Origin of the sequence: Leptolyngbya sp. FACHB-1624 (genome assembly GCF_047649235.1) — a bacterium.
GTDB lineage: Bacteria > Cyanobacteriota > Cyanobacteriia > Leptolyngbyales > Leptolyngbyaceae > Leptolyngbya > Leptolyngbya boryana.
Genome location: NZ_CP180258.1, coordinates 3775037 through 3800996, shown reverse-complemented (window position 1 = coordinate 3800996; position 25960 = coordinate 3775037). Strand labels below are relative to the sequence as shown.

At 47.3% G+C, this 25960-nt stretch carries 22 protein-coding genes; 15 read left to right on the top strand and 7 right to left on the bottom strand.

The annotated features are described in order from the left end of the window. Positions 1-146: 146 nt before the first annotated feature. Entirely contained in the window at positions 147-794 is a 648-nt protein-coding gene (locus ACMUEV_RS17830) for a response regulator transcription factor (protein ID WP_190649970.1), read from the bottom strand. A 66-nt stretch (positions 795-860) separates the two neighbouring features. Next, the gene (locus ACMUEV_RS17825) at positions 861-1298 is read right to left on the bottom strand and encodes a dTDP-4-dehydrorhamnose 3,5-epimerase (protein WP_190649969.1); all 438 of its coding nucleotides are present in this window, start codon (positions 1296-1298) and stop codon (positions 861-863) included. 227 nt (positions 1299-1525) lie between these two features. Here ACMUEV_RS17825 and ACMUEV_RS17820 point away from each other — a divergent pair, with 227 nt between their 5' ends. The 4 genes from ACMUEV_RS17820 to ACMUEV_RS17805 are packed head-to-tail and all read left to right on the top strand — an operon-like array spanning position 1526 to position 4092. Then, on the top strand, positions 1526-2371 hold the full coding sequence (locus tag ACMUEV_RS17820) for a hypothetical protein (protein ID WP_190649967.1): 846 nt from the start codon (positions 1526-1528) through the stop codon (positions 2369-2371). Continuing rightward, positions 2368-2763, top strand: a complete 396-nt coding sequence (locus tag ACMUEV_RS17815; RefSeq protein ID WP_017287743.1) for a hypothetical protein — start codon at positions 2368-2370, stop codon at positions 2761-2763. The genes ACMUEV_RS17820 and ACMUEV_RS17815 overlap by 4 nt, the downstream gene beginning before the upstream one ends. After that, positions 2720-3202 (top strand): hypothetical protein, encoded by a 483-nt coding sequence (locus ACMUEV_RS17810; protein WP_026148575.1) that lies wholly within the window; start codon positions 2720-2722, stop codon positions 3200-3202. Before ACMUEV_RS17815 ends, ACMUEV_RS17810 begins: the two co-directional genes overlap by 44 nt. Then, positions 3199-4092 carry a hypothetical protein gene (locus tag ACMUEV_RS17805; RefSeq protein WP_190649965.1) on the top strand — a complete coding sequence of 298 codons (894 nt, stop codon included), beginning with the start codon at positions 3199-3201 and terminating at the stop codon, positions 4090-4092. Before ACMUEV_RS17810 ends, ACMUEV_RS17805 begins: the two co-directional genes overlap by 4 nt. 161 nt (positions 4093-4253) lie before the next feature. On the opposite strand, the gene ACMUEV_RS17800 is transcribed toward ACMUEV_RS17805, so the two are convergent. After that, complete coding sequence (locus ACMUEV_RS17800) at positions 4254-5336, bottom strand: glycosyl transferase (protein WP_190649963.1); 1083 nt, start codon at positions 5334-5336, stop codon at positions 4254-4256. Positions 5337-5809: 473 nt separating this feature from the next. Here ACMUEV_RS17800 and ACMUEV_RS17795 point away from each other — a divergent pair, with 473 nt between their 5' ends. The 3 genes from ACMUEV_RS17795 to ACMUEV_RS17785 all read left to right on the top strand — a co-directional run bounded on the left by ACMUEV_RS17795 (position 5810) and on the right by ACMUEV_RS17785 (position 9870). Further along, positions 5810-7498: a serine protease gene (locus tag ACMUEV_RS17795; RefSeq protein WP_190649961.1), complete on the top strand. Its 1689-nt coding sequence runs from the start codon at positions 5810-5812 to the stop codon at positions 7496-7498. Between the two features lie 329 nt (positions 7499-7827). Continuing rightward, complete coding sequence (locus ACMUEV_RS17790) at positions 7828-8898, top strand: hydantoinase/oxoprolinase N-terminal domain-containing protein (RefSeq protein WP_415354613.1); 1071 nt, start codon at positions 7828-7830, stop codon at positions 8896-8898. Positions 8899-8952: 54 nt separating this feature from the next. Further along, positions 8953-9870, top strand: coding sequence for a hydantoinase B/oxoprolinase family protein (locus ACMUEV_RS17785; RefSeq protein ID WP_415354612.1), 918 nt, complete (start codon positions 8953-8955; stop codon positions 9868-9870). Positions 9871-9915: 45 nt separating this feature from the next. Here ACMUEV_RS17785 and ACMUEV_RS17780 read toward each other — a convergent pair whose 3' ends face one another. Then, the gene (locus ACMUEV_RS17780; RefSeq protein WP_190649959.1) at positions 9916-10983 is read right to left on the bottom strand and encodes a hypothetical protein; all 1068 of its coding nucleotides are present in this window, start codon (positions 10981-10983) and stop codon (positions 9916-9918) included. Between the two features lie 112 nt (positions 10984-11095). Here ACMUEV_RS17780 and ACMUEV_RS17775 point away from each other — a divergent pair, with 112 nt between their 5' ends. From ACMUEV_RS17775 to bcsA, 8 genes are all read left to right on the top strand, one after another. Next, entirely contained in the window at positions 11096-12013 is a 918-nt protein-coding gene (locus ACMUEV_RS17775) for a metallophosphoesterase family protein (RefSeq protein ID WP_190649957.1), read from the top strand. Next, positions 12010-12648: a class I SAM-dependent methyltransferase gene (locus ACMUEV_RS17770; RefSeq protein ID WP_190649955.1), complete on the top strand. Its 639-nt coding sequence runs from the start codon at positions 12010-12012 to the stop codon at positions 12646-12648. Before ACMUEV_RS17775 ends, ACMUEV_RS17770 begins: the two co-directional genes overlap by 4 nt. A 4-nt stretch (positions 12649-12652) precedes the next feature. Then, positions 12653-13327: an ABC transporter ATP-binding protein gene (locus tag ACMUEV_RS17765; RefSeq protein ID WP_277880275.1), complete on the top strand. Its 675-nt coding sequence runs from the start codon at positions 12653-12655 to the stop codon at positions 13325-13327. A gap of 666 nt (positions 13328-13993) precedes the next feature. Next, complete coding sequence (locus tag ACMUEV_RS17760) at positions 13994-15493, top strand: porin (protein WP_190649953.1); 1500 nt, start codon at positions 13994-13996, stop codon at positions 15491-15493. 21 nt (positions 15494-15514) lie between these two features. After that, a complete protein-coding gene (locus ACMUEV_RS17755; protein ID WP_190649951.1) occupies positions 15515-17773 on the top strand; it encodes a tetratricopeptide repeat protein in 2259 nt (752 codons plus the stop codon). Positions 17774-17836: 63 nt separating this feature from the next. Further along, positions 17837-19069 carry a glycosyl hydrolase family 8 gene (locus ACMUEV_RS17750; protein WP_190649949.1) on the top strand — a complete coding sequence of 411 codons (1233 nt, stop codon included), beginning with the start codon at positions 17837-17839 and terminating at the stop codon, positions 19067-19069. Positions 19070-19078: 9 nt separating this feature from the next. Next, entirely contained in the window at positions 19079-21535 is a 2457-nt protein-coding gene (locus ACMUEV_RS17745) for a cellulose biosynthesis cyclic di-GMP-binding regulatory protein BcsB (protein ID WP_190649947.1), read from the top strand. Between the two features lie 113 nt (positions 21536-21648). Next, positions 21649-23859, top strand: coding sequence for a UDP-forming cellulose synthase catalytic subunit (bcsA, locus tag ACMUEV_RS17740; protein ID WP_190649945.1), 2211 nt, complete (start codon positions 21649-21651; stop codon positions 23857-23859). Between the two features lie 124 nt (positions 23860-23983). Here bcsA and ACMUEV_RS17735 read toward each other — a convergent pair whose 3' ends face one another. The 3 genes from ACMUEV_RS17735 to ACMUEV_RS17725 form a co-directional block, all read right to left on the bottom strand. Next, positions 23984-24580 carry an IS630 family transposase gene (locus tag ACMUEV_RS17735; RefSeq protein ID WP_190649943.1) on the bottom strand — a complete coding sequence of 199 codons (597 nt, stop codon included), beginning with the start codon at positions 24578-24580 and terminating at the stop codon, positions 23984-23986. Continuing rightward, the gene (locus ACMUEV_RS17730) at positions 24561-24935 is read right to left on the bottom strand and encodes a helix-turn-helix domain-containing protein (protein ID WP_190649940.1); all 375 of its coding nucleotides are present in this window, start codon (positions 24933-24935) and stop codon (positions 24561-24563) included. Before ACMUEV_RS17730 ends, ACMUEV_RS17735 begins: the two co-directional genes overlap by 20 nt. Before the next feature lie 77 nt (positions 24936-25012). Beyond that, complete coding sequence (locus tag ACMUEV_RS17725; protein WP_190649938.1) at positions 25013-25711, bottom strand: glutathione binding-like protein; 699 nt, start codon at positions 25709-25711, stop codon at positions 25013-25015. Between the last annotated feature and the right edge of the window lie 249 nt (positions 25712-25960).

Here is a 25960-nt window from a genome sequence, read left to right as displayed (position 1 = left end):
GGGCTAGCGGTGCGAAGTCCGCTCTGGGACTAACAGCCAATGAAAACGCCTTCTTCAGTGGGTTTCAACCCACTTCGCACGGTTAGCCCTGGAATTCTATTCCGGGGCGGGTGAATGCGTCTCAACGATTACTGTTCAAACATCCTCTAAACGACCAAATGATGTTCCATCGCAAATCGAACTAATTCGGCTCGATTACTCGTTTCAGTTTTTCTCAGCAAACTACTGACATGCTTCTCAACAGTTCGCGCACTCAGATGTAAATGATTGCCGATTTGAATATTCGATAGCCCATCACTCAAGAGCGCTAAAACCTGTTTCTCACGATCAGTTAAAGCAATATCGATATCTGCGATCGGTTTTTCTCCGACCTCACCCGAAGCTTCAAATCCCTGCCGCGATCGCCATTCTGTTTCGATCATCTGAGTGCGATCTAGTAAATTTCGCACGACCGCACCTAATTCAGACAATTCAAACGGTTTGGCAAGATAAACATCACAGCCAAGCTGATACCCTTTCACTCGCTCCGTTGTCTCAGTCCGTCCTGTGAGGAACACGATCGGCAAAAGCCGCAAAGCAGGACGGCGACGGACGTGGCGAACTAACTCATAGCCATCAATTAAAGGCATCGAAACATCGGTCACGATGAGATGGGGTTGATGCGTGTCAAGCAGTGCGATCGCATCAGCCCCATTCTCAGCCGAGACCACGGAATAACCAGAACATTCAAGGTAGTCGCTGATCGAGAGTCGGGTTCCGACATCATCCTCAGCAACGAGGATCGTCAGGGGCATGAAACACAGGTTAGCAAGAACTCCAGATGCCGGAAATTGCGGCATATCGGATATTAAAGCGATTTATTATGCGGCACTAGGACGCAAAAATTCTTGGAGTTGGTGAGCAATATCTATATCGTAGGGGATTGGTCGGCGCATTGGACGATAATCTTGCTCGATCGCGGGTCGGTGACGCAGCACAGCATTCACTAAAACACAGGGCGAATCACTCAAGTTAATGGCTCCATGTGGCACTCCTGGCGGAATCTTGACCACTTGCGGGTGCGACTCGCTTAATGGGATGTATTCATACTTACGATTTTGTAACACAACCAAGATAAAACTTCCCCGTACCACCAGCAATTGGTCGGTTTGAGTCCGGTGAACGAAAAGGTCATCGATCGTATTGGCGGGGACATTCACCAACATGGTTTCATGACTCGATTGCGGCGTGTAGAATTCTGCCATTCCGCCTTTAATCGATTGCAATTGAATGATCTCAATTTGCGTTGTGATACCCATACGAATCTCCTAGTGACGATCGCATTTTTTCTAATCTAATCGCTGCTCTGGGAAGCGGCTGTGCTTATTATTACAAAAGATAATAAATACTTCTAAAGTGTGACACTTTATGGTAAAGCATCCCATTTTTACGTTTTTTGAACTTGCCTCTTGACTTCTGATGAATCGTACATTAATACTATTTATAGTACTTGCGTACTAAAGATTCATATGCCTTAGGAGCCGCGATGACAGAACTTAAAACAGAAAGTCAGTCTACTCGGATCGTTCAGACCCAACCGACTGCAAGACGACAATCTAAGAAATCAGCGATCGCGGCTGGCAAAGAATCCCCGTCTGAAGCGCCTGCTGAGTCTAACACTGAAGATATTGCGAAAAAAACTTCGCGCACCACGAAAACTAAAAAAACAACTCAAACCCGTCAAGCGGCAAGTAAGGCTACCAATCAATCCGCTTCTACCCGCGTGAAATTAACTTGGGAGCCGTCTCCTTCGATCGAAGCAAGCTTGCAACAGTTCAATGAGCAATTGAATGCAACTTGGATGGCGATCGACGAACTCAAAGCCACCGTCGAACAGATGCAAATTCAAACGGCAAGACCCGCAAGCGTCCAACTGCCTTTAGAACCACCCAAGGCACAGATGAGCGATGTTGCGCCTCACCAACCTGCACAATCTGTTCCAGTCCCGCGAACACGGGCACGTGTACCAGAGACAGCGCCGCAGTCTGCGATCCCACCCTTTCGCCCGACTTCTGGTTTTCCGACTTCGGTGCGAGTCCGTCGCCGCAAGCCGTTTGATCTGCTGATGCAGAGTGTCTTACGACTTCCGGTACAAAATTCTGGCATCGCGATCAATGCTGCCTTGTGGGTGATGGCGGCTGCCGGACTGAGAGTTGGCTTGAAATACGTCGTCATGGCATTTCCAATGTTGGAACTTCCCGTGATGATTCTTGTGTTTGTGCCAGCATTGCTCGCTGCTTATGCTGCATTGTTTATTCCGAACGTCAATCGAATCGGGGTCTATCGACTGTTGCTTTTAGCCTTAGGACTGTTCGTTGGAGGACGGCTATGATTGATAAACTCAACTCGAATCAATTTTTAGCAAGCATCGCTGGTGTTCTCGCCATTGGGATTTTCATTCAAGCGATGGGCTTACCGTCTTTTGGAAGTAAAGAGGCGACTTTAGAGTGTCAGGGAACAGTGCGATCGGACTCTGCACTTGCAAAAGACAAAATCGCGAATCTGATCCAATTCAAAACAGGAGATACAAAAGATTCAGTTCGCAAGGTGCTTAAAGAGCCGTACTGTGTTCTGCCGAAAATTGCCATTCGCAGCGGGATGCAGACCGAGCGGGAAGCGTATCGGGTCGCATCCGATGCCCTAGAAAAATCAACTTCTCAAACGTTTATTGTGGTTTCCTATGAAGGTGATCAATATCTGGGGTATAAGTTCTGGATTCGTTAAGCTCGGAACTATTTTTTTGTTGCTGCTGCTGATTTCGGGTTGTACTTCTTCTCAACAGCCAAACCATAGCATTTCAGAACCGAAGTTGTACCAAAGTTGGCAACTGAAGCTCGGAGATCAAATTGCTGGATCAACTGTGATAGGAGGATTAGGAGATATTTCGATCGCATTAAACGGTAAGTCTGTCTACGCTCCATCGACAGGCAATGTTTATTTAGGTCAGCGAGGCTGTGTGTACTTTGCAGGGACAGATACTCCAGCCTATTTGTTTCGGCTCTGTGGATTAAAGTCTCCGAAGCTCGGAGCATTGAAAGCTGGAGACGCGATCGCGACTGGAGACATTTTGCAATTTGCAACGTTACTCAAGCAATCCGACGGAACTTGGGCACTCGTCGAGCCTGATAAAAGCCTATTGGAACGAACCCTGAAGCCACGATGAAGAAAATTGTTTCCCTGATGATAAGCGTGATTGTTCTCACCTTAAGTGGAGTACGATCGACGCAAGCTCAAGTGCTGGAATTCACCCCGAACCTACCCAAATCTGAAGTAAAAAAAGCTCCAAAGATTCAAGAAAGTCCCCCCTCTGAGATTCAAGAGAGTCCCTCTTCTAAGACTCAAGCAAGTTCGCCTGCAATTCTCACTCCTCTCAAACCATCGAGTCCACCAAAACCCCAACCGAAACCCCAAAACATTGATACTTCAACCGATGACACTCGCTTAGTTGCCGTTGCACCGGATGAACTCTTTGCAGGAGGATCGGATTCGCTCGTTGCAAGAGCAGTCGGAAGTGCTGAAGGAACTCGCACACCAGAAGGAGGAAAGACTTGGGCGTACTATGGACATGTTGATCCAGGTAATGGGGCTTGGAATATGGGAAGCTTTTCTTATCAGCATGGTGCTAGCTCTCCAGATGATGCCGATCGCCGACAGCTTGATCGCTTATGGCGGCAGTATCAGGTGATTCAAGAATCTGCGATCGCGGCTGGATTGCGATTAGGGTTAGAAGAACAACTCAATGGCATTGATTTAGCAAACCAAGCACCACTTGCAGCTTTGGATGAAGGAGGTTATGTCGATCGATTACGGCAAGCTTATGAGCGAGGTTTTCGCGGTTCTGAGGCAGTGTTGCAGGCTCGAACTTACTCTTACCTCAATCCTCGCACCAATCGATGGGAGGCTCCTGGATTGGGCAATACGCTAGAAGGGATTAGTCGAGATCAGGCGCGGCGGCAAGGAGCGATCGCAGAAGCAATGAGCTATCATCAGCAGAGCCAGGTTGCGCGATCGCGGACATCGGATGATGAGCGGGTTAGTGCGGTTCCGAAGTGAGAGTTTGTCTAGTCGTCGAGCATTTTGTGGAGTAGGGAGTGGGGAGTGGGGAGCAACAACCATGATTTTAGATCTTCTACCTATCCCCCTATCAGATTAATTGTAGTGAACTACTAGGTCGAGACAAAATACATCGCATCTCGACCGGAAGTTTAACGATTCTACGATCGCAAATAATCAACAACCGCTTGAGCGATCGTAAGATTCCCATCTTTCGGCAATTTTTCAGATTTGCGTGGCGGATTCATTGGTTGACGAATGTTGCTCCAATCTCCGTTAAAAAATTCATCGAGTGACCAGATTTGATGTTCAGCGTAGTCTTGAATGCCTTCTAGTAAAATCGGAGATTCTGCAAAGCCTTCACGAGTCACAGTCATCACCGGAATTTCATAACGGCAGGCTTCAGAGAAAGTACTATATCCAGGCTTTGACAGTAAGCGACCGCAGATGGGCATTAAGTCGATCGGACGGTAAAATCGATCGTCTACTTTAATCAAATTGGGCAAGTCTGGAGCATTGTTATCAAAACAGAGAAACTGATAGTCAGACAGGTGAGTGAGATTCTCATACGGAACTCGATCGAGTCCTAATCCACCAAACGTTACTAGGATGATTTTTTCTTTTGGAGTATCCGTGAGGTTGAACTTTGCTAAAACTTCTGCTGCCTCGAATCTTGGAGCAACGCCAGTTAGACCGACATCTGTGACAGTTGGAAACGCTTGCATCGATTCGTGAAATGGCATTCTGAATAAGCGATCGCATTGTGAAAAACAATCGCTGATCCAATCTGCCATTTCTAGAAACTCACCGCCCCAATCTCGATAGATAAAGTCCCAACCAAAGTTACTCATCATCCAACCTGGAACACCTGCTGCTTTAGCAATGGGAGCCGCTAAAGGTGGAATATCTCCAAGCACTAATCCGGCTTTGTTTTGCAAAATAAAATTCGCTTCTGATGCGATCGTTGCTTGTTGACGCGATCGAATTTCTCTTAATTTCTCTAGCGTTGCAGGCTTATCCATGATTAAACTGTCTTGCTGAATAATTCCCACGTCTAATGCTCTGGGGCGATGGATAAAATCGCCGGGAATGTAAGCTTCTAAGACCGAGCGTGGAGCCGTTGTCGCCAGGATTAAAACAATTTCGGGATCAAGGCGTTGAATTTCAGCCGCGATCGCTGCCGCGCGAGTTGCATGACCAAAGCCATGATTCGTAATTGCAAGATAGAGAATGGGTTGGGGCATAGGGAGTTTAGAGAAAGCAATCCGTAAACAAGCTTAAGCGATACCTATCAAAACGCAACAAGTTGTAGAATTTTACTCATTGAGCTTTTCAAGATTTTGTCTCAGGGCTTGTCTTAGTACCGAATTGATTGAGTGTGATGGCGCAAGTATAAGAGGATGTTTGACAAAGTATCGTTCATCGCATTTACCCGCCCCGGAATGAATTCGGGGCTAGTTGAACGAAGTCCCTTCAGGGACTAACAGCCAATCAGAATGAGATCTTCAGTCCTTTTCAAAGGACTTCGCACCGTTAGCCCCGAATTCATTCCGGGGCGAGATTGAACGGAGCGAGGAAACTGTTGATACTTTCAAAACACCTTTTGAGAGATGAAAAGACATCATCTCGAGCCTTCATAACTTGCGCCAATCATTCGCTTATCTCCTACCCGGTTCAGATTTTCACCTACAAAATTTTGCTCAAAGAGGGTTCCCAGATGGCTCGAATTGGTTGGATAGTCGGCTTGTTCTCCGGCATCACACTCGCATTTAGTCAAGCTTCAATTACACTTGCCAAAGCAGTTCTTTCTCCGTCTGAAATTCGCCAAACGGCTCAACCACTGACCGTTCAGATCTTAGGTTTTAGTCCAGGAGGAAGTCAGACGGGATCAGGTGTGATCATTGCGAAACAGGGCAATACTTATGCAGTGTTAACCAACCGCCATGTAATTTGCAATTTGGATTTCGCGGGACAATGCGATCGCAATTTAAGACTTCAGATTCGGACTGCCAATGGTCAGCGCTATCCAGTCGCAAATACTCATACATTTGAGCAGTTGAAAGGCATTCCTGACGTTGCAGTGGTTTTATTTCAATCTTCACAAAGTTATCCAGTTGCAACATTCGGGGATTCAACCCAATTAGCTAAGCGGGATCTGATCTGGATTAATGGTTATCCAGGCAGTCCGCATCAATCTCCTGGGACAGAGCCTGTTGCATTTCACAAAGGCTTTTTCACCTCTCAGGTGAATGATCCTCATAGTGAAGGTTACTCATTAATGTTTACGACGATCGCGGCTCCTGGAATGAGCGGTAGCCCGATCTTTGATGCAAGCGGGCGAGTGATTGCCATTTTTGGGCAATCCGGCGATATGGGCGTTTTAGCAGGCATTCCCTCGAATTTTGTCTCGGATTTATTGCAAAAATCGTCGAAGTTAAATCAGATGACACTGACTGTCGATCGCTCTGCTCTCACCGGAACTCGACCACAGTTGAGCACACCTCAAACGGCTGAAGATTACTTTTTGCGAGGAGTCAGTCAAATTGATCAACCCCAATCTGCACTCGCTGATTTGACAAAAGCAATTGAGCTAAATCCCAAGTTGATGATGCCGTATCGAACGAGAGCTACAATTCGAGCCAGAATGGGCGATCGACAAGGTGCAATGCGCGATTTTGAAACAGTACTGAAGCTCAATCCAGATCGCAGTGATGCGTTGTCTGCACGGGCACAAATGCGCATTCAATGGAATGATCTCACAGGCGCGATCGCAGATTACACCGAAGCCCTGCAATTTGCTCCTCAAACCCCAAGCTTGCTCTTCAATCGAGGCATGACACACAGCCGACTGGGGAACTATCAAGCCTCAGTAGACGATTTTACAGCGGGAATTGTACTCCAGCCTAAAGATGCAGTTGCTTATCGAGAACGAGGACGTAGCTATCTCGGACTACAACAATTACCGAGTGCATTGAAAGATCTCGATCGCTCGATTGCACTCGATCCTAGCTCAGCCGTTGCTTACGATCTGCGCTGCTTTATTCAAATGGGAATGGATCGTTATCAGGCAGCTTTGAATGATTGTAATCGCGCGATCGAGATCAATCCTACTTATGCGATCGCGTATGCTGATCGAGCATTTGCTTGGCTTGGCTTAAACAATCCTCAGAATGCGATTCAAGATGCGAAAACAGCGAGTCGGCTTGATCCGAAATTGAGCGAATCTTATACGGTGCAAGCGATGGCGTATGAGCGGATAGGAGATCTGCAAAATGCGATCGTTGCTTATGAGGCTGTGATGAACTTGTTGCGAGAGAATGGTCAGATCAATTCCAGAGCATATCAGGGAATTTCAGCGACGATCGCGCAACTAAGAAGCAAGGTAAAATCACAAGAATCTCGATAACGAGGTTTTTGTCGTGGGGATTTGATTTTGACTGCGTTTAAGAAGGCGTTTGTTAAGTATCAACCTTTCCTCGCTCCGTTCGATCTCGCCCCGGACTGAAAGTCCAGGGCTAACGGTGCGAAGTCCTTTGAAAAGGACTAAAGAGCTGATTCTGATTGGCTGTTAGTCCCTTGAGTGGACTTCGTTCAACTAGCCCGGAATTCCATTCCAGGGCGGGTGATTGCGATGAACGATACTTCTTTAAAATCCTCTAACCTCCGAGGACTCAGATTTGAATTTTTGAGCAAAGTCTCACCGCACCTTACCCCGTATTTCACTCAATTTTTCTTATGGCAAATCAGGGCTGGCAGTTTTGGATTGATCGAGGTGGCACATTCACTGATGTTGTTGCTCAACGTCCAGATGGCACGATCGTCGTTCACAAATTGCTGTCTGAAAATCCTGAATGCTATCAAGATGCTGCAATTCAAGGCATTCGAGATGTGTTAGGACTGACGAATGATCAACCGATTCCTTGCGACCAAATCGCAGTTGTGAAAATGGGAACGACTGTAGCAACCAATGCTTTGTTAGAGCGTCAAGGCGATCGCACTGTATTACTGATTACTCAAGGCTTTCGAGATGCGCTGAGAATTGGCTATCAAAACCGCCCCAACATCTTTGCTCAACAGATCGTGCGACCAGAAATGCTGTATGAGCGAGTGATCGAAGTAGAGGAACGCTTTAGCGCTCAAGGCGCAGAACTTTGTCCGGTTCAGATTACGGAGGAACTTATTCGATCGCTCACTGCTGCGTATGAAGACGGGATTCAAGCTTGTGCGATCGTTCTACTGCATGGATATCGCTATCCTCAGCACGAACAACAGCTCGCTGAGATAGCTCAAAAGATTGGATTTACTCAAATCTCTGTTTCGCATCAGGTGAGTCCGCTCATGAAGCTCGTCAGTCGAGGCGATACAACCGTTGTTGATGCTTATCTTTCTCCAATTTTGCGCCGTTATGTCGATCAAGTTTCAGCCGCGCTCAACAACACTGATTTGATGTTTATGCAGTCTAATGGGGGCTTAGTCAATGCTCAGCAATTTCAAGGGAAAGATAGTATTTTATCGGGACCTGCGGGTGGAATTGTCGGAGCGGTAAAAACCAGTGCATTAGCGGGGTTTGATAAAATCATTGGCTTTGATATGGGCGGGACTTCTACAGATGTTTCGCATTTTAATGGACAGTATGAACGCACCTTTGAAACTGAAGTCGCCGGAGTGAGATTGCGATCGCCAATGATGGCAATTCACACGGTTGCAGCAGGAGGCGGATCCATCCTTCGCTTTGATGGATCTCGGTATCGAGTAGGTCCGGAATCAGCCTTATCCAGTTCGCAATCCTCAGCAGAATATCGCTGAGGATTGCGAACTCAGATCGCAGCGAATGAGAGAGGATCACAGCAGCTTTTACAAATGGTTGATCGCTATGGGTTAGAAACTGTTCAAGCTTACATGCAGCATATTCAAGACAATGCTGAAGAATCTGTGCGTCAAGCAATTACAGTGCTACAAGATGGCAATTTTACTTACGAAATGGATGATGGCAATCAAATCCAAGTCAGTGTCAAAATCAAAGACCACAGCGCGATCGTTGATTTTACTGGAACTTCTCCGCAACAGTCATCGAACTTAAATGCACCGCTCGCCATTTGTAAAGCAGTAGTTCTCTATGTCTTTCGTACCTTAGTTCAAGATGATATTCCACTGAATGCAGGCTGTTTGAAGCCTCTAGAAATTATTGTGCCTGAAGGGTGCTTATTGAATCCTCGATATCCGGCAGCAGTCGTGGCTGGCAATGTGGAAACATCACAAGCGATCGCGAATGCTCTCTATGGTGCATTAGGAGTTTTAGCAGCTTCTCAAGGCACCATGAACAATTTCACATTCGGCAATGAACAGTATCAGTACTATGAGACGATTTGTGGCGGGTCTGGAGCAGGCGCGACATTCGATGGAACAGATGCCGTTCAAACACATATGACCAATTCGCGGCTCACTGATCCTGAAGTGTTGGAATGGCGCTTTCCTGTCTTAGTCGATACGTTTGCAATCCGAGCAGAAAGTGGCGGTCAAGGGAAGCATTCCGGCGGAAATGGTGTGATTCGTCGGATTCGGTTTCGCGAGGCAATGACTGCTGCAATCTTGTCAGGGCATCGGCGCATTCAGCCGTTTGGATTAGCCGGAGGTCAAGCCGGAAAGACGGGACGGAATTGGGTCGAACGAGCGAATGGAACGATCGTAGAAGTGTCGGGAAAAGCGGAAGTTCAGATGTTGCCGGGAGATGTGTTTGTAATTGAAACTCCGGGCGGGGGTGGGTTTGGGGAAGGCTAGTAGTTTGCCGGAATTTAGATGATAGGGAGTGGGGATTTTTAAGAGCTATGATGCGATCGCGCTTTTTCGCTTCACGACAACCATTGAATCTCCTACGATCGGCGGTCGTGCTAGTAACACACCTCGCGGATCACGAATCTCTAATTTGGGAAGCTTGAACGTCTGAGATCGTGTCCACAATTCGTCTGCAAATCGGTCTTGCTGTTCTGCATTAAATCGATACCAATCATTTGACACGGTAACTTGCATCTGACCCCGTGTTTCATTCTGCTCAACTGACACGACTAGACCATTGATGAAGCGATCGCTAATTTCTATCACTTGATCCTCGATCGCAGCGATGCGTTTCTCTTCAGGTGTCAATTCTGGTTGAGGAATAGCTGGTTCTGCAACAACTTCCGGCACTTCTACTTCTGGCGTTTCTACAATCGGTTCTGCTGCTTCAACTGGAATCTCTGCAACGACTTCTGGTTCGCTAACCGCTTCTGGTTCACCGACGACAATCGGTTCACTTACAACAATTGGCTCACCAACTACTTCTGGTTCACCGACGACAATCGGTTCGCTGACCACTTCTGGCTCACTGACGACAATCGGTTCACTCACTACTTCCGGCTCGCTCACCACAGGAGTCGTCACGGTTTGTGGTGCAGTGTCAGGAGTGGATAAATCAGAGGGAAAAGACGATTTTGTCTGATCTGGCAGAATCAGCGGGGGACGATTTGCGACTTGTGGCTGAGGGGGTTTCGAGGAAAAAAGCGATGTCGTGAACCAGAATAAAATCACGATCGCGCCTGCCAAAATCCCGCTTAAAGCGCGATCGCCTAATTTCTCATTCCATTCGGGCGAGAGTCGATCGCGTACCAGTTTTAACAACTGATTCCAAATCGGTAAAAACTTCTCCCACACGACAGAGAAGAACTTCAAAATCTTCGCAACCGTTGGATTCGGTTCTGACGAACCTTCTAGCGTATTGGCAGTTTTTTCGAGAAACTGAATCGTCGATCGTAAGAGCTTAATCGTGCCAGTTTTTAGCGAAGAAATAAAATCCGTTGTCTGAGACTGTGCCACACTAGACTGGGATTCTGGGGTTTGGTTTGAGTCTTGTGACATAGATGTGACCTCCTCGACAACAGAAATCTGTATGAATCCAGTAGAGTAAAGAGCGGTAAGATCTTCAATCTACCATCTGAGCGATCGCAACTGTTGTTAAGAACAAAGTCGTATGAGATTAAGTCGTCGTCAACTGCTGGTGTTAGGGGGAGTCGGTGCAGCCGGACTTGCCGTCGCCGGAAAGAGCTTTAGTCGGCAATTTGAGCCAATGCCACAAACGGTTTCTGAACCGCCTAAACCTGCAAGTCAAGAATTGATGCTGCGATTTGTTGCGGTCGCAGATTCAGGAGCAGGCGATCAAAATCAGTTTGATTCTGCGAATGCAATGGCAAACTATCACAAGAAGCATCCCTATTCACTCGTCACGCTCGCCGGAGATAATATTTACAACAGTGGCGAAATGGAGCGGATTGGCATTGCTTTCGAGCAGCCTTATGCACCTTTGTTGAAGCAAAATGTTCGCTTCCAAGCCTGCCTGGGCAATCATGACATTCGCACAGCAAACGGCTATCCACAAGTTCAATACAAGAACTTTCACATGAAAGGACGGTACTACACCTACCGCGAAAAAGATGTGCAGTTCTTTGTGTTGGATACTAATGGTAATGCTGACTGGAAAGATCAAATGGCTTGGCTGAATGCTGAGCTAGGACGGAGTAATGCTCCGTGGAAAATTGTCTATGGACATCATCCGATCTATTCCTCCGGGCATTACGGAACCGATCGAGAGATGATCCGAAAATTTGCGCCATTGTTCAAAAAACATCAAGTGCAGCTTTATATCAATGGGCACGAGCATCACTATGAGCGATCGACATCCATTGATGGCACGACTTACTTAGTCACTGGTATTGGAGGCGCAAGTCTCCGTCCCGTTGGAACTTCAAAAACAACTGAATACTCAGTTTCTCGCTTTGGATTTAGTGCGATCGAAGTCTATCCGGATCGACTCCAAATCGAAGGCATCGGCACAGATGGGCTAGTGTTCGATCGCGGTATCATTGCTCGGCAAGCTCAGGTAGCAGTATGACAGATGCATCTACTCGCACCGTTCAACTCGCAACTGACTTCATCGGCAAGGGCGACCCCTTGGGATGGTTTGAAGAACTCTATGCGACTGCAAACGGAGATCCCACCACAGTTCCTTGGGCAAGGTTAACCCCGCATCCGCTGTTTGGGGAATGGTTAAATCAACACTCGCTTGTCGGAAAAACGGCGATCGTCATCGGTTGCGGATTAGGAGACGATGCCGAAGAACTCACAAAACGAGGCATGGAAGTGACAGCTTTTGATATTTCGGAAACCGCGATCGCTTGGTGCAAAAAACGATTTCCCGACTCATCTGTGAACTATCAAGTCGCTGATTTATTCCAGCTTGCATTGGGCAAATTCGACTTTGTTCTGGAGTCTTACACAATTCAAGCGATGCCGCCAGAATTGCGCGCTCAAGCGATTCCCAAAATTGCCGAACTTGTTGCACCGTCAGGACAACTGCTTGTGATTTGTCTCGGCAGAGAACCGGAACAGCCGTTAACGACCGTGCCATTTCCGCTGACTAAGATAGAGCTATCTGGTTTTACTCAAGCTGGACTGCATGAAGTCAAGTTTGAAGACCTGAACGAACCGGAAACGGTCAGACGTTGGCGAGTGCAGTATCGAGGTTAATCCAATGGCAAATATGATTTGGATGGAAGACATCACCAAGACCTATCGTTTAGGTGAAGTCGATGTTCCGGTTCTCAAAGGCATTGATCTCGCGATCGAAGAAGGCGAGTATGTTGCCATCATGGGCATGTCCGGATCGGGTAAGTCCACTTTGATGAATATCATCGGATGTCTGGATCGCCCATCCGATGGCAATTATGTGCTCGAAGGTCGGAATTTGACGACCTTAGATAATGATGAACTTGCCTTTATTCGCAATCAACGCATTGGGTTTGTCTTCCAGCAGTTCAATTTGCTCAGCCGTGCGACGGCTTTAGAAAATGTGATGTTGCCAATGGTCTATGCAGGCGTTGCCCGATCGCAAAGAAAACGCCGAGCCGAAGAAGCTCTCACACGAGTTGGACTTGCAGAACGTTTATCAAACCGTCCCAATCAACTGTCTGGCGGACAACAGCAACGAGTTGCGATCGCACGAGCTTTGGTCAATCGCCCGGCGCTCGTCCTCGCTGATGAGCCAACAGGTGCTTTAGATACGCAAACTTCAGCCGAAGTGATGGCATTGTTGACGGAACTCAATCAGCAAGGAATTACGATCGTGATTGTGACGCATGAGCCGGATATTGCTGCACAAACTCAGCGGACGATTCACGTCAAAGATGGTTTAGTCGTTAGTCATTAAGACCGCAGGGATCAATTGCGACTTCAAAATTCTACAAAATCCTAGTAGTGCGATCGACAATTCTTCGATCGCACTACAGTGTCGAGTGAGATACGTTTGATCGAGTCAGTTTGTCCGTCTCAACGCGATAAAAGTTTCAGAATCGAGCAATCTCACTTGCATCGTCAATTAAGTTTGTAGGGTGCAATACCATTTGAAGAGCCTACTCTACTCGCTCAAAATTTGCCGTGCTAGAGAGCAACAAAATGCACATCAAACTATCTCGAAATCGCAAAAAAATTGGAAGTAAACTTCATAACCAGTACTCTGGCAATTCATACTTAATATGCTTAGGATGCAGGAGTTATTGTCGTAGCTTACGTGTTTTCACTAGTGGCACTCAGCACATTTTCGGCTTAGTCGCGGAAAACAGCCAAAAAATATCCGCAAAATTACGCTAAAAAATTACATTTCTGCGGTAAATATATTTAAGGCTAAAAACTAGCTTATGTGTTCCACGTTGTTGATTTAATGTTCTGAAAAATGCAAGTAATTCAGAGCAGTCTCAAATAATTCCTGAAGTTCTTTCTCATTTTTTTCACTTTTCCTGATTTGTTGTTCCTGCAACGTTGAATTCCGTCACGTCTTCCTTATTTCTATTTCCAACCCCACGATTCTTAGTACAGCATGTCTGACTTAACTCGTCACGCCATGACTCCTTTGTCATGGGTGATCGAAGTATTCGGTACTTCGATCACAGTTTCGTGCGTCGCTGGTTTGCAAGTCCCTGCGATCGCTCAATCGGTTTCTGATTCTCATCCTTCTTCAAAGCCCACTCTTCTTGCACAATCTTTTGGAAATTCCAATGTGATCGTCAGCGAGGACGAAGTCATTCGACAAGTTGCAAACGGCATCGGACTGAGGCGAACAGGTTCAAAACACTCGACTTCACCGCCTACTGCAACCTTAACGACTCCATTACCTCCAGTTCAACCTGCCCAAGCAGGGATTCTACCTCCATCGCCATCCGCACAATCTCGCTCGACCACTCGCTTCACGCTTCCGACTCGTCTGCAAAGTCAACCGATTTCAGTTCAAAAAGCTTATCCGACTCCGACGAAACCTGTTCTCGATCAAGCTGAATTTTCTCAACTTCCCGATCGTCAAAACGGTTCTCTTCTCCGAAATCCTCTTCGCACGAATGCGCTCACTCCAGCAAATCTCGTGTTTCAGGGGATTTACTTGTATCAGGGAGACGAAACTTCAGCCCGTGCGCGTCTCACTGGAGTCTATCCACTCTCTCCGAATGTCATTTTTGGGGGCACAGTCGATGTTGTCACCGGTCGAGCTTTCAGCGATACACCCGATGAAGGATTCAACGTGAATGAATTGTACGTTGCCGTATCACCCCGCGAAGCTCCGGGACTGCGATTTGTCGTTGGTCAGTTAGATCTGACTTCTTACTTCGATCGCAATAGTTTTGCAAAAGATGGTGCGACGCACTTTTTTAATTCAGTGTTTCAAACTAATCCTGCTTTGAGTGCAACTGGAATTTCTTCTCGTCCAGGTGCTTTGGTCAATCTTAGCTTGGGAGATCACTTTGAAGCAAAAGCGGCTGTGTTCTCCTCAGCACGGGGACTGACAGATTTTGCACTAGATGCTTTTGTGGGAGAAGTGGGAGTTCGAGCCGGGAATTTGATTGTGCGCGGAACCTATGCCACCGATCGCGATGCGGGTTCTAAAACTGGATTTGATGAAATTTTTTCTTTCAATCGCGGTAACAATCAATTCGGTTTGCTAAAAGGCGATCGAGAAGAAGCCTATGGAGTCAATGCGGAGTTATTTATCCCGAATCTCAAGCTAGGGCTATTTGGGCGCTATGGGCGGTACAACAATCTAGAACTAAACGAAGGAGGCGATACTTACAGCTTCGGATTCACATTTTTGGATGTATTGACTCGCAATGATCGCTTCGGGATTGGGTACGGTCGAGGGTTATCGAATGCTCAACTGCAGCGAGAGGATACCAATCCGAATGTGTTGGAGGTCTTTTATGACTTTCGATTACTTTCTGGTTTGAGATTGGGCTTTTCGGTACAGTCTCGCAATGATTTTACAGACACGATCGCAGGGGTGCGGCTCAGAACTGAATTTGATGTGTTGCCTAGATTTCAATTTCCTGAATAAGTCATCTACCACGGTTCAATCATGAAAAGCATTGCAATTGCGCTCAGTTTAGGGATGATATGGAGTCCTACACTGGCGCTGAGCCAAGAGGTTGCGGTTACACGATCGAATATTGTTCCATCTGAGATTCGACAGGGATATGCGCTACTAAAGAAAGGATGGGTGAATGATGCCATTCGGGTGTTTCAAAGCGCGATCGAGCGCCATCCTGATTCCATCGAAGCTCGGTTAGGCTTAGCGATTGGATATCGTCGAGCAGGACAAGATGAAAATGCTTGGAATGCCTATCAGCAAGTTCTTGCTCGTGATCCAAATAATCAGCTCGCACTCAAAACCGTTGGCATCCTCGGCGGATTTCGTCCGCAGTGGCAAGTCAAAGGGATTGAAGCCCTCACAGCTTATCTGGCACAAGCTCCCAATGATATCGAAGCAAGAGCACAAAGAGCGGTACTGCTCGGCTATCAAAATCGATTTGCTGAGGCGTTAGCAGAGTATGAGCAAGCGCTTCAAGGTTCAGTTCCGCCGGAAGTGTTACTGAATGCAGCACAGACCTATACCTATGCAGGCGATGAGCAGCGAGGACTTGCCCTCTTTGAACAGTATCGTTCTCGCGGTCGGGCAATCCAGGGAAATGCTGCGATCGCTTATGCACGGGCTTTAAGTGAAACCGGAAATGCGCCGCAAGCGATTCGGGTCTTAGAAGCACAACCGGATAGTATTCAAATGCGATCTGAACTGGCGCAAGCCTATGTGGCAAATCAACAGCCTACACAGGCGATCGCAGTATTAGAACCCTTGCGCGATCGTCCGGAGGCGCGCTTGCCGCTGGCGCGGGCTTTGAATCAAATTGGCAAACAATCAAATCGTCCAGAATTTCAAGCTCAATCTGCGGAGCTTTATCTGCAAGCTTTGAATCAGTCGAGTTCTCCATCGCCTGCTCTAGTTCGAGAAACCGCAGATGTGCTGAGCGGCATTCCTCAAGAGCGCCAAACTGCACTTCAGCTTTATCGGCAATTCGTTGCCCAAGAGCCTAATAATCAAGCTCTGATTGTGCAGCAGCTCGCCTTAGAGAAGCAGTTAGGTACGCTGCCCCGCCAAGCAATTCGGCAACAGCTCAAGCCGATTTTGCAGCCTTTACCTACGGAGCCAGTCCAGCGATTTGCGATCGCGCGTGCTTTAGTACGGATGGAGCCAGAACCCGAATTCTTTTCGGCGTATCAAGAGTTAGCACAGACTACTCCCAACGAGCCATTTTTACAGTTTCGTCTCGCGCAATTGCTGATTCAACGCAATCAAATTGACGAGGCTCAAACTGCGATCGCGCAATATCAAGCCACACCTGCTGGAAAACGCGATCGCACTTCTGAACTCTTACTGGCTGAAATCGATCGGCGGCAAGGGAATCTCAATGGAGCCGCTAACCGCTATGAAGGCTTGATGAATGAATCCAGCGACCTGCAAGCGGGTGCGATGCGAGGACTGGCTGGCATTCGCATTGCTCAGTTTCGCTATGGAGAAGCATTGGCGCTTTATGATCAGTTACTCACTCGTACACCCGATGATCCGTTGTTGCAGTTAGAGAGAACTGCGATCGCGTATCAAGCCCGGAAAGTCTCTGAACCTCAAGCCGAACGAGTACTCGATCAATTTCTCGCGACACGTCCATCTGATTCTCCAGAGCAGTTATATACCCTCGTTGGCGTTTTACCAGCGCGTGAACGGCGAGAACCTTTGTACAACGAACTGATTGAAGCTGATCCGAGCAACGTTCCAGTCCAAGTGAAATTGATTCAAGTCCTTGCCGATCGCAATCCAAGAGCAGCCAGAACCAAAGCCAATCAACTGATTGCGAAAGCTCGTCAAGCGGCTCCTGATGATCTGTCACTGCTTATGCTCAAAGGCAGACTAGAACAGACGTTAGGCAATCTCGATCGAGCTGAGGAATCCTATCAAGCCATCCTGAAATTGCAGCCTGAAAATTTGGATGCGCTCACCAATCTCGGAGGTGTGAGCTTCCAAAAACGGGACTTTGAGACCGCTACTCGATTATATGACCAAGCGCTCAGCGTCAATCCAGAAAATGTTGGAGTGAGACGCTCGATCGCGGAACTCGCAGCCGCTCAAGGGATGCCATTTGCGGCTATGGATCAGTTGGAGCAATTGAAAATTGAGCAAGCAGAACAAGGGGCAACTGATGTTGAACTCGATCGGCGCATCCAGAAGTTGCAAGAAGATATGCTGCGGCAACGCGGGTTTCAGCCTGCTTGGGAGCGGTACTAGTAGGGAATATGACCCGACGAACCACGCGCAAAAATTACGCATTTGTTGTTTCCTGTATTTCCTATGCATCTACTCGCTAGTTTCAAATTGAACTTTTCTCCTCACCCGCGAGGACGAATTCGAGTCAGAAAAGCCTGGTTACTTTTTGTTCTCGCGATCGCAAGTACTCTATTTTTTACCCTCTCGGCTTGCACCGAAGCCTCGGTTCTACCCAAACACACCCAACTCTTGCAGGAAAGCTGGAAGGCTTACCGTCAAAGATTTATTCAAAGCGACGGGCGCATTATTGATCGGCAAGACACCGATCGCTCCATCTCCGAAGGTCAAGCTTATGCGTTATTGAGATCGGTCTTGGTCAATGATCGAGACACGTTCGCTCGCGTTTTGCAATGGTCAGAAAACAATCTCAAACGCAGAGATGCACAGCAGCAGCAAATTGATAGCCTTTGGGCTTGGAAATGGGGACGCAATCCAGTTACCCATCAATGGACAACCTTAGATGCAAACTTTGCGACGGATGCCGATATTGATGCAATTACCGCATTGATTGTTGCTGCTCGGAAATGGAAGCATTCTGACTACCTCAAGTTGGCAGACACAAAGCTGACTGATCTGTGGGAGCATGGCACAGTCTTGGTCAATCAACGTCGCTATCTTCTTCCAGGTGCGATCGAGGTTTTTCGCAAAGGAGATCAACTCAAATTTAATCCTTCTTACCTGGCTCCGGCTGCCTTTCGACTCTTTGCCCAGGTTGACACTCATCATGATTGGCAAAGTTTGATTGACAGTAGCTATGCCGTCCTCAAACAATCGACTGACCTCTCAACCGTCAATCTTCCAAGTGATTGGGTGCTCTTTCAGCCAGATACAGGCAACTATGCTCCGCTTGCACACAACACTCTGGCGAGTCATTACGGTTTTGATGCAAGTCGAGTCTGGTGGAGAGTCGCGATCGATGCAGAATGGTTCAATGAACCGAGAGCTAGAGCGTTTCTAAAAGAGCATCTCGCTTATCTCGCTCAGCTTTGGCGATCGCAAAAATCGATCCCCGCCCAACTCGATTTGCAGGGTCGATCTCTCGTTTCGTATGAAGCAACCTCTCAGTATGGGATGTTGTATGCCGCTTTCAGAATCATTGATCCCAAAATTGCTTCTGAAATCTTTCAATCCAAGCTTTCTCCTCAGTACCGCAATGGGTTCTGGGAAAACGATAGTGCTTACTACACTCAGAATCTAGCCTGGTTTGGCTTGGTTCCTGCCTCGATGGTGGTTCCTTATTTGTCGCAATCTACCTAAATAACTCTCATGAACAAACGGTCTAATGGACAAACCCGGCGAAGCGCTTTGCGTGACAAAACTTGGCTTTCTCAACTGATCTTTTTTGGCAGTTTGGGATGTGTCACAGCTCTTGCGATCGCGCTAACTCAGAAACCTGTCCCCCAAGTATCGGCACAAGCGCCTCAAGCTCCAACTTCTTCGCAATTGTTTAAGCTGCCGACTGCTACTAGCATCAGTCAATATCGTCCTCTCGTCTCTGAATCGGATCGGTTGATTGCACAGGCAACCCCAGACACGCAGCGAACTGAACCGCAGCCAGCAGAGCTGAATTCTCCGAATCCAACAGAGAAACCTCCTGAAGCAAAAGGGAGAAATCCCATCAGCCGCTACATTGTGCAATTTAATCGCAGTCCGATCATTGGCAATCGCTTTCGATTAGAAGGACTCTATGCAGAATCCCAGTTTGGCTTTACTCGTCCACGTCAGTGGGAAGTCAAATCTGCGAAAGCAAAAATTCGCTATCAGCATTCACCTGCCTTGATTCCAGACAAGTCTAATCTGGTGGTGCGCGTGAATGATACGAGTATCGGCAGTGTTCCGCTCAATCTCAAGAATGCTCAGGCAGGAGTAGCAGAATTCAACATCCCCCTGAACTTGTTGCAAGATGAAAATCAGATCTCGATCGTGGCTCAACAAGTCAATTCTTCAACTTGCTCGAATCCGGATGATCAGACACTCTGGTCAGAAGTACTGTCTGATTCTGAGATTGTTTTTGACTACACTGTGAAGCCGATCGATTTAGATTTCAGTCGCTATCCTTTCCCGTTCTTTGATCAGTATGGGCTTGATTCTAACCGGATGAGCTATCTCATGCCGACGCAAATGAGTGAGTCTTGGCTAACTGCACTCAGCCGTTTCCACACGCATTATGGTCGCGTCGCTGAGTTCCGACCTTTAGAAACGCTGTTAATCAACGATCTCAAAAAGTTTCAGTGGAACGATCGCATTGTCATCTTGGGGACACCCGATGAGCAGCCTGCACTCAAAACGATGAAATTGCCCTACAAAATGGCAAACAATCGCTTTGTCGATGGCAACAATGTCCCCTTGCCGGACACAGTGGGTGTGGTCATGCTCGCAACGTTGAATAATGGTGAACTCCCAGCCTTAGTTGTGTCTGGCAATGGAACAGAAGGAGTCACGAAAGCAGCACAATTTTTGATTCAACCGGTGAATCGTCAGATCGGGGCTGGCAATGCAATTCTGGTCAACGATTTAGCAGATGCGCCTTCTCCTGCACCCAGAGCTTGGTCACACTATCTCCCCGATAAAGACTCCTTCCAACTCGCTGAGCTAACTGGACTCGATAACAAGCCTTTCAAAGATAAAACCGTGAAAGGAACGTCTGCGGCTCCCGTTCAAGTGCATTTTCGGGCGCTACCCGACGATCGCTTTATGCGCGGCAGCACGATGAATTTGAAATATAGCTACAGTGCCCAAGTCAATCCTCGGCTTTCCAATGTCTCGGTGCGGATTGATGGGGTAGGAATTGGCAGCCGTAAACTGGACTCGGATCGAGGCGGGCAAAATGAAACTCTAACAGTTGATTTACCCGCGAACTTAATCAAGCCAAACTCCATCATTGATGTCGATTTTGATTTGTATCCACAAGATGCAAGTCAATGTGGGTATAGCAATGACCAGCAACTTTGGGGAACAGTTCACAGCACTTCAAGCTTCAACCTGCGGCGTGAGCATTCAGTTGAACTACCAGACTTAAAATTACTCACAACCGGCTTTCCGCTCGCGGCTCCCCAAGATTTATCGAACACCGCGATCGTAGTTCCGGATGCACCCACGACGACTGATTTGATGACGTTACTCAAGTTCAGTGAACGCATGGGACGCTTAACGAATGCTCAATCTGTGAAAATGGATGTCTTCAAGGCAGGCTCACTCCCAGAAGGAATTCGAAAAGACCGAAACATTGTTGCGATCGGAACGCGCGATCGCTTTCCGGTTCAACAAGCGTTTGAAACAGGCAGCTTCCAGTTAATGGATGTCTTCGGACGGGGACTTGGACAAGACCGGATTCAAACCCTTCCCGATGCGAGTGGCGTAATCAAAAGTGTGATGTCCCCTTGGAATCCCGAGCGTGTTTTAATCGCGTTGAGTGGTCAAACGGAGAATGGTTTGAAGCAAATTCAGGACATCTTGAGCAAAGATAACTGGTTCTATCAGCTGAAGAATGACACTGTTTTGATCAATGCAAACCCGCAAAGTACATCGAGCTTTGATAATAATGCCTATCAATTGCAGTTCTTGGATCAAGCAGAGCGCCGTCGGATTGAGAATGTCAGCCCGTTGAGTAAAGCGCGGCGCTTCCTAGAAGATCAATGGTTCTTCTTACCACTCGGTATCATCACTGCGGCACTGATCCTCTATGGTGTGGCGCAATTATTCCTCAAGCGCGTTGCAAGGTAGTACCAGCGCTATCCGTTCATGCGACACAGTCTTCGTCCCCTAAATCCTCAAATCTGCGGATTTAGAGGACTCGCAAGAGCTGTGACACTCAACCCTCAATTCGCTATAAACTCATGGCACAATCCTCTCCAACGAAAGGTCAGCGCTTACTTTCAGTGCTGGCAGATCTGATTCCGAATTTCTTCGATCGTGTACTCCACTGGAGTGGTAAAACTCAGCTCTTTTTCATCATCACGGTACTGCTTTTTCTTTCAGTTCCGTTGATCATTACGCCCCTCAAAATTTGGCAACAAGGAGTCGTTGCAATTTTACTGATTGCGATCGGTTGGGCAGTCTCGGTGATTGAGCGCAAACATGCGACTGACCGCACCAGTGAATATCTCCATTTGTTCATGATCTGGCTGAGCTTGATCACCACGTTTCGCTATCTGTTTTATCGGGTGAGCTATACGCTAAATTTGCACAATGGCTGGCTCGATGGCACTGCCAGTATTTTGCTATTTTTGGCTGAGCTATACGCAATCATGACGCTTGTGTTGTCATTTTTTCAGACCCTCAAGCTCAAAGAGCGACAGCCCATTCGTCTTGCGAACCTGCCTCAAAATGAATGGTTGAGCGTGGATGTCTACATTCCAACCTATAGTGAAGATGTCGAAATCGTCCGCAAAACAGCACTAGCAGCAATGGCGCTGGACTATCCGACCGATAAAAAACAGGTTTACATCTTAGATGATGGTGCATCAGAAGCATTGCGCGATCGTCGATTCGCCTTGATTCAAATGTGCCAAGAAATTGGCTGTACGTTGCTCACTCGCGAGAACAATGATCATGCCAAAGCGGGCAATATCAATGCAGCTTTGACCCGAACAACGGGCGATTTGATCTTGATCTTAGATGCGGATCACATTCCCCTGAGAAGTTTCTTACTAGAAACAGTTGGATTCTTTCTCAATCCTAAAGTCGCATTAGTTCAAACGCCGCATTGGTTCTACAATCCTGATCCGTTTGAGCGCAATTTACGCACGGCTGGTAAAGTTCCAGTTGGCAATGAATTGTTTTACAAAGTCTTACAAAAAGGCAACGACTTCTGGAATGCGGCTTTCTTTTGTGGATCAGCAGCAGTAGTTCGGCGATCGCAGCTTTTAGAGATTGGCGGCATTGCGACAGAAACAGTGACCGAAGATTGCCATACCTCATTGCGCTTGCATTCTAGCGGCTATGAAACGGTCTACTATGACAAAATCATGGTCGCGGGCTTAGCTCCTGAAAAATTCTCTGCTTATGTCGGTCAGCAAACTCGTTGGGCGCGAGGCATGGCGCAGATTTTGCGACTTGAGAATCCCCTGTTCAATCCGCGATTGAACTTAACATTACCTCAGCGAATTTGCTACTTCAGTGCAACTTCTCACTTCTTTTTTGGGTTTCCTCGCTTGATGTATGCGATCGCACCGATTCTCTTCTTACTGTTTGGCTTAAATCCAGTGCGAGGCTTGGGGTTAGAAACGCTTGCTTATGCGTTACCTCACTTTTTACTAGCAGCATTTGCAAACTATATTGCTTACAAGCATGTGCGCTTCTCGTTCTGGAATGAAGTATATGAGTTTGCGATGTCGTTTCACACAGCGATCGTCACGTTGCTCGCATTGCTCAATCCGGGACTCGGCAAGTTTAATGTGACGCAAAAAGGATTGATTGTGGATCAGCGCAGTTTTGATTGGCGATCGACCAAAGTATTGCTCGTCATCGGGGTGTTTGTTGCTGTTTCTATCTTGGCGGTTCCATTTTGGATTGCTTGGAGTCCAGAAAAGACAGAAGCGGTCATGGTGAACTTATTCTGGAGTCTTTTCAATTTCACGTTGATCATTGCAGCTTTACTGGTTGGACTAGAACAACCACAGCAGCGAGCCGCACATCGTCTCGCTCGGAATCTCAGAGCAACGATACATGATCGTGGGCAAGCGATGCAAGGAGTCACTCTAGATATCAGCGATTCGGGCGCTCGGATTCTACTCAACCAAGAGCTAGACAATCTTTCTCCTGAAATTGAGATTGAACTGATGGGGGATTCTAATACCTATGTGTCGATGCGATCGCAAGTCATTCGACTCGCTTCGACTCAGGATGGTCAATCGATTGTTTTAGTGAATTTCCTAGCTCTCTCTCGTGCTCAGCGAGATGCACTAAGTTTGGTCATCTATTCGGATGTTCAGGAGTGGTATGCTCAGCGTCGCGACTCGATCGATGATTTGTTTACATCATTCGGGTTCATTGCAGGCAGTATTGGTCGATCGCTGCGTCCTCGTCGTTCTGAAATTACGGTCTAGGATCACAAACTGAACCTAGCAGCTAGCATTTGTACCAATACAGAGAACAACACCGTCCGACTCAGTCCTCTATAGAAGAAAACCTTCTAGAGAATTTAAGCCGGACGGTGTTTTACAGCGATTTCTAGGTGAATAAGCCACAATGTGCAAACCAAGCAATTGCATCCTCCTCAGAGATTTTCTCAGTTACAATTTCAGTCAAAGCTTGGTTCAGTGCCTCTAACGATCGCGCTTTGGCAGAGCGCAGTAATTGTTTGAGTTTCGACCAGCAGAGTTCAATCGGAGATAAGTCTGGGGAATAGGGTGGCAGGAAGACGAGTTTCGTTCCAGCGGATTCAATCGCTTGTCGAACTCGCTCAGCATAATGCACCCGCAGGTTATCCATCACGATGATCGCGCCAACCCAAAGTTGTGGAATCAACACCTCAAGCAGATAGGTGACAAAGACCTCGGTATTGACGCTACCGGGAATCGTCATCGTTGCAATTAGTCCCTCGAGTCCGATTGCCCCAATCAGCGAGATGTTTTGTCCGACACTACGCGGACGCACATCATGAACCCGTTCGCCTTTCGCTGCACGAGCGTTGAGGCGAGTCATGCCTAAGTGAACCCCGGCTTCATCGACAAACACCAGATTGCGCAGGTCAATCCTGAATGTCCAGTGCCGAAAAGCAAAGCGCAAGTCTTGCACACGCTTGGTTTCAGCTTCGGTCGCACTCAAAGTTTTTTTTGACGCTCAAGTTCATCTGCTCTAACGTGCGCCACATGGTCGAGATACCCACTTGGATGGAGCATTCTTTTTCCAGGCGCTCACACAATTCCCACAGCATCAGGTCAGGGTGTTGTTTCAACCAGTTGGCAATCAACGCCTGCTCCTTCTCACCGATTTTAGCGACGGCTCCACCGCCATGCGGTTTGGGCTGTACGGTCTTCTGTGTTCGGTAGTGTCGCATCAAGTCGCGCACAAACGACAAGCTGACTTTGAAGCGCTTTGCCAGTTGGCGTTGACTGCCTTCTTTGGCTTCGTAAGCATCCACTATCCGTTGACGTAAATCGACTGAGTAAGCAGCAGGCATAGCTCATTCCTTATGACTGCTGCTAGGATGCCCAAACTGTGGCACATCCAATCAGAAACCGCTGTAATTGCTGTGGTTTATTTTTTGACGGTTCCTGCCGATTGATTAAACAACAACTCTCGTGATTGTTCTGGGCTGATCTGATCTGCCTTAAATGCCTCTGCTTTTTCGTAAGCTCGTACTGTTGCTGGACGAGCTTGAATCGTCTCAAACCAGCGCTTCAAGTTGGGGAAGTCTTCGAGCTTTTGCCCCTGACGCTCATACGGCACAATCCACGGATAGCAAGCAATATCCGCGATCGAATATTCGCCTGCTAAAAATTCGCGATCGCTCAATTGTTTATTCATCACCGCATAGAGCCTTCCTGTTTCATTCACATATCGATTGATTGCATACGAAATTTTCTCAGGCGCATACTGGCTGAAATGGTGATTTTGTCCTGCCATTGGACCTAGCCCTCCCATTTGCCAAAATAACCACTGCAACGTATCTGCCCGACCTCGAAGGTCAGCCGGAATCAATTTGCCTGTTTTTTCAGCAAGGTAGAGCAAGATCGCACCCGATTCAAACAGAGAGATCGGCTCACCGCCGTCTGCTGGTTCGTGATCCACGATCGCTGGAATTCGATTGTTTGGAGCAATCTTAAGAAATTCAGGTTGAAACTGATCGCCTTTACCAATGTTGATTGGCACAAGATTGTAGGAAAGTTCAACCTCCTCTAGGAAGATTGTGATTTTATGCCCATTGGGTGTTGTCCAGTAGTAGAGATCGAGCATGAGAGTCTGTATTCCTGGAAATATACTTCAATTCCACGATCGTAGCGAATCTCCGTCTCATCGATTTGCATCAAGCTATCTAATTCTTATTCGACTCTGAATCAACTTTACCGATGTAAAAAAGTTCCGGAGAGCAAGAATTTTTCACGTAATAGAGGAGATATATTTGTGATTTTTATTACATTCCCTCTGGCTATGAAAGCGCATTAATACAAGAAAACTCGCCAAAAATTGTGATGAAAAAATTTC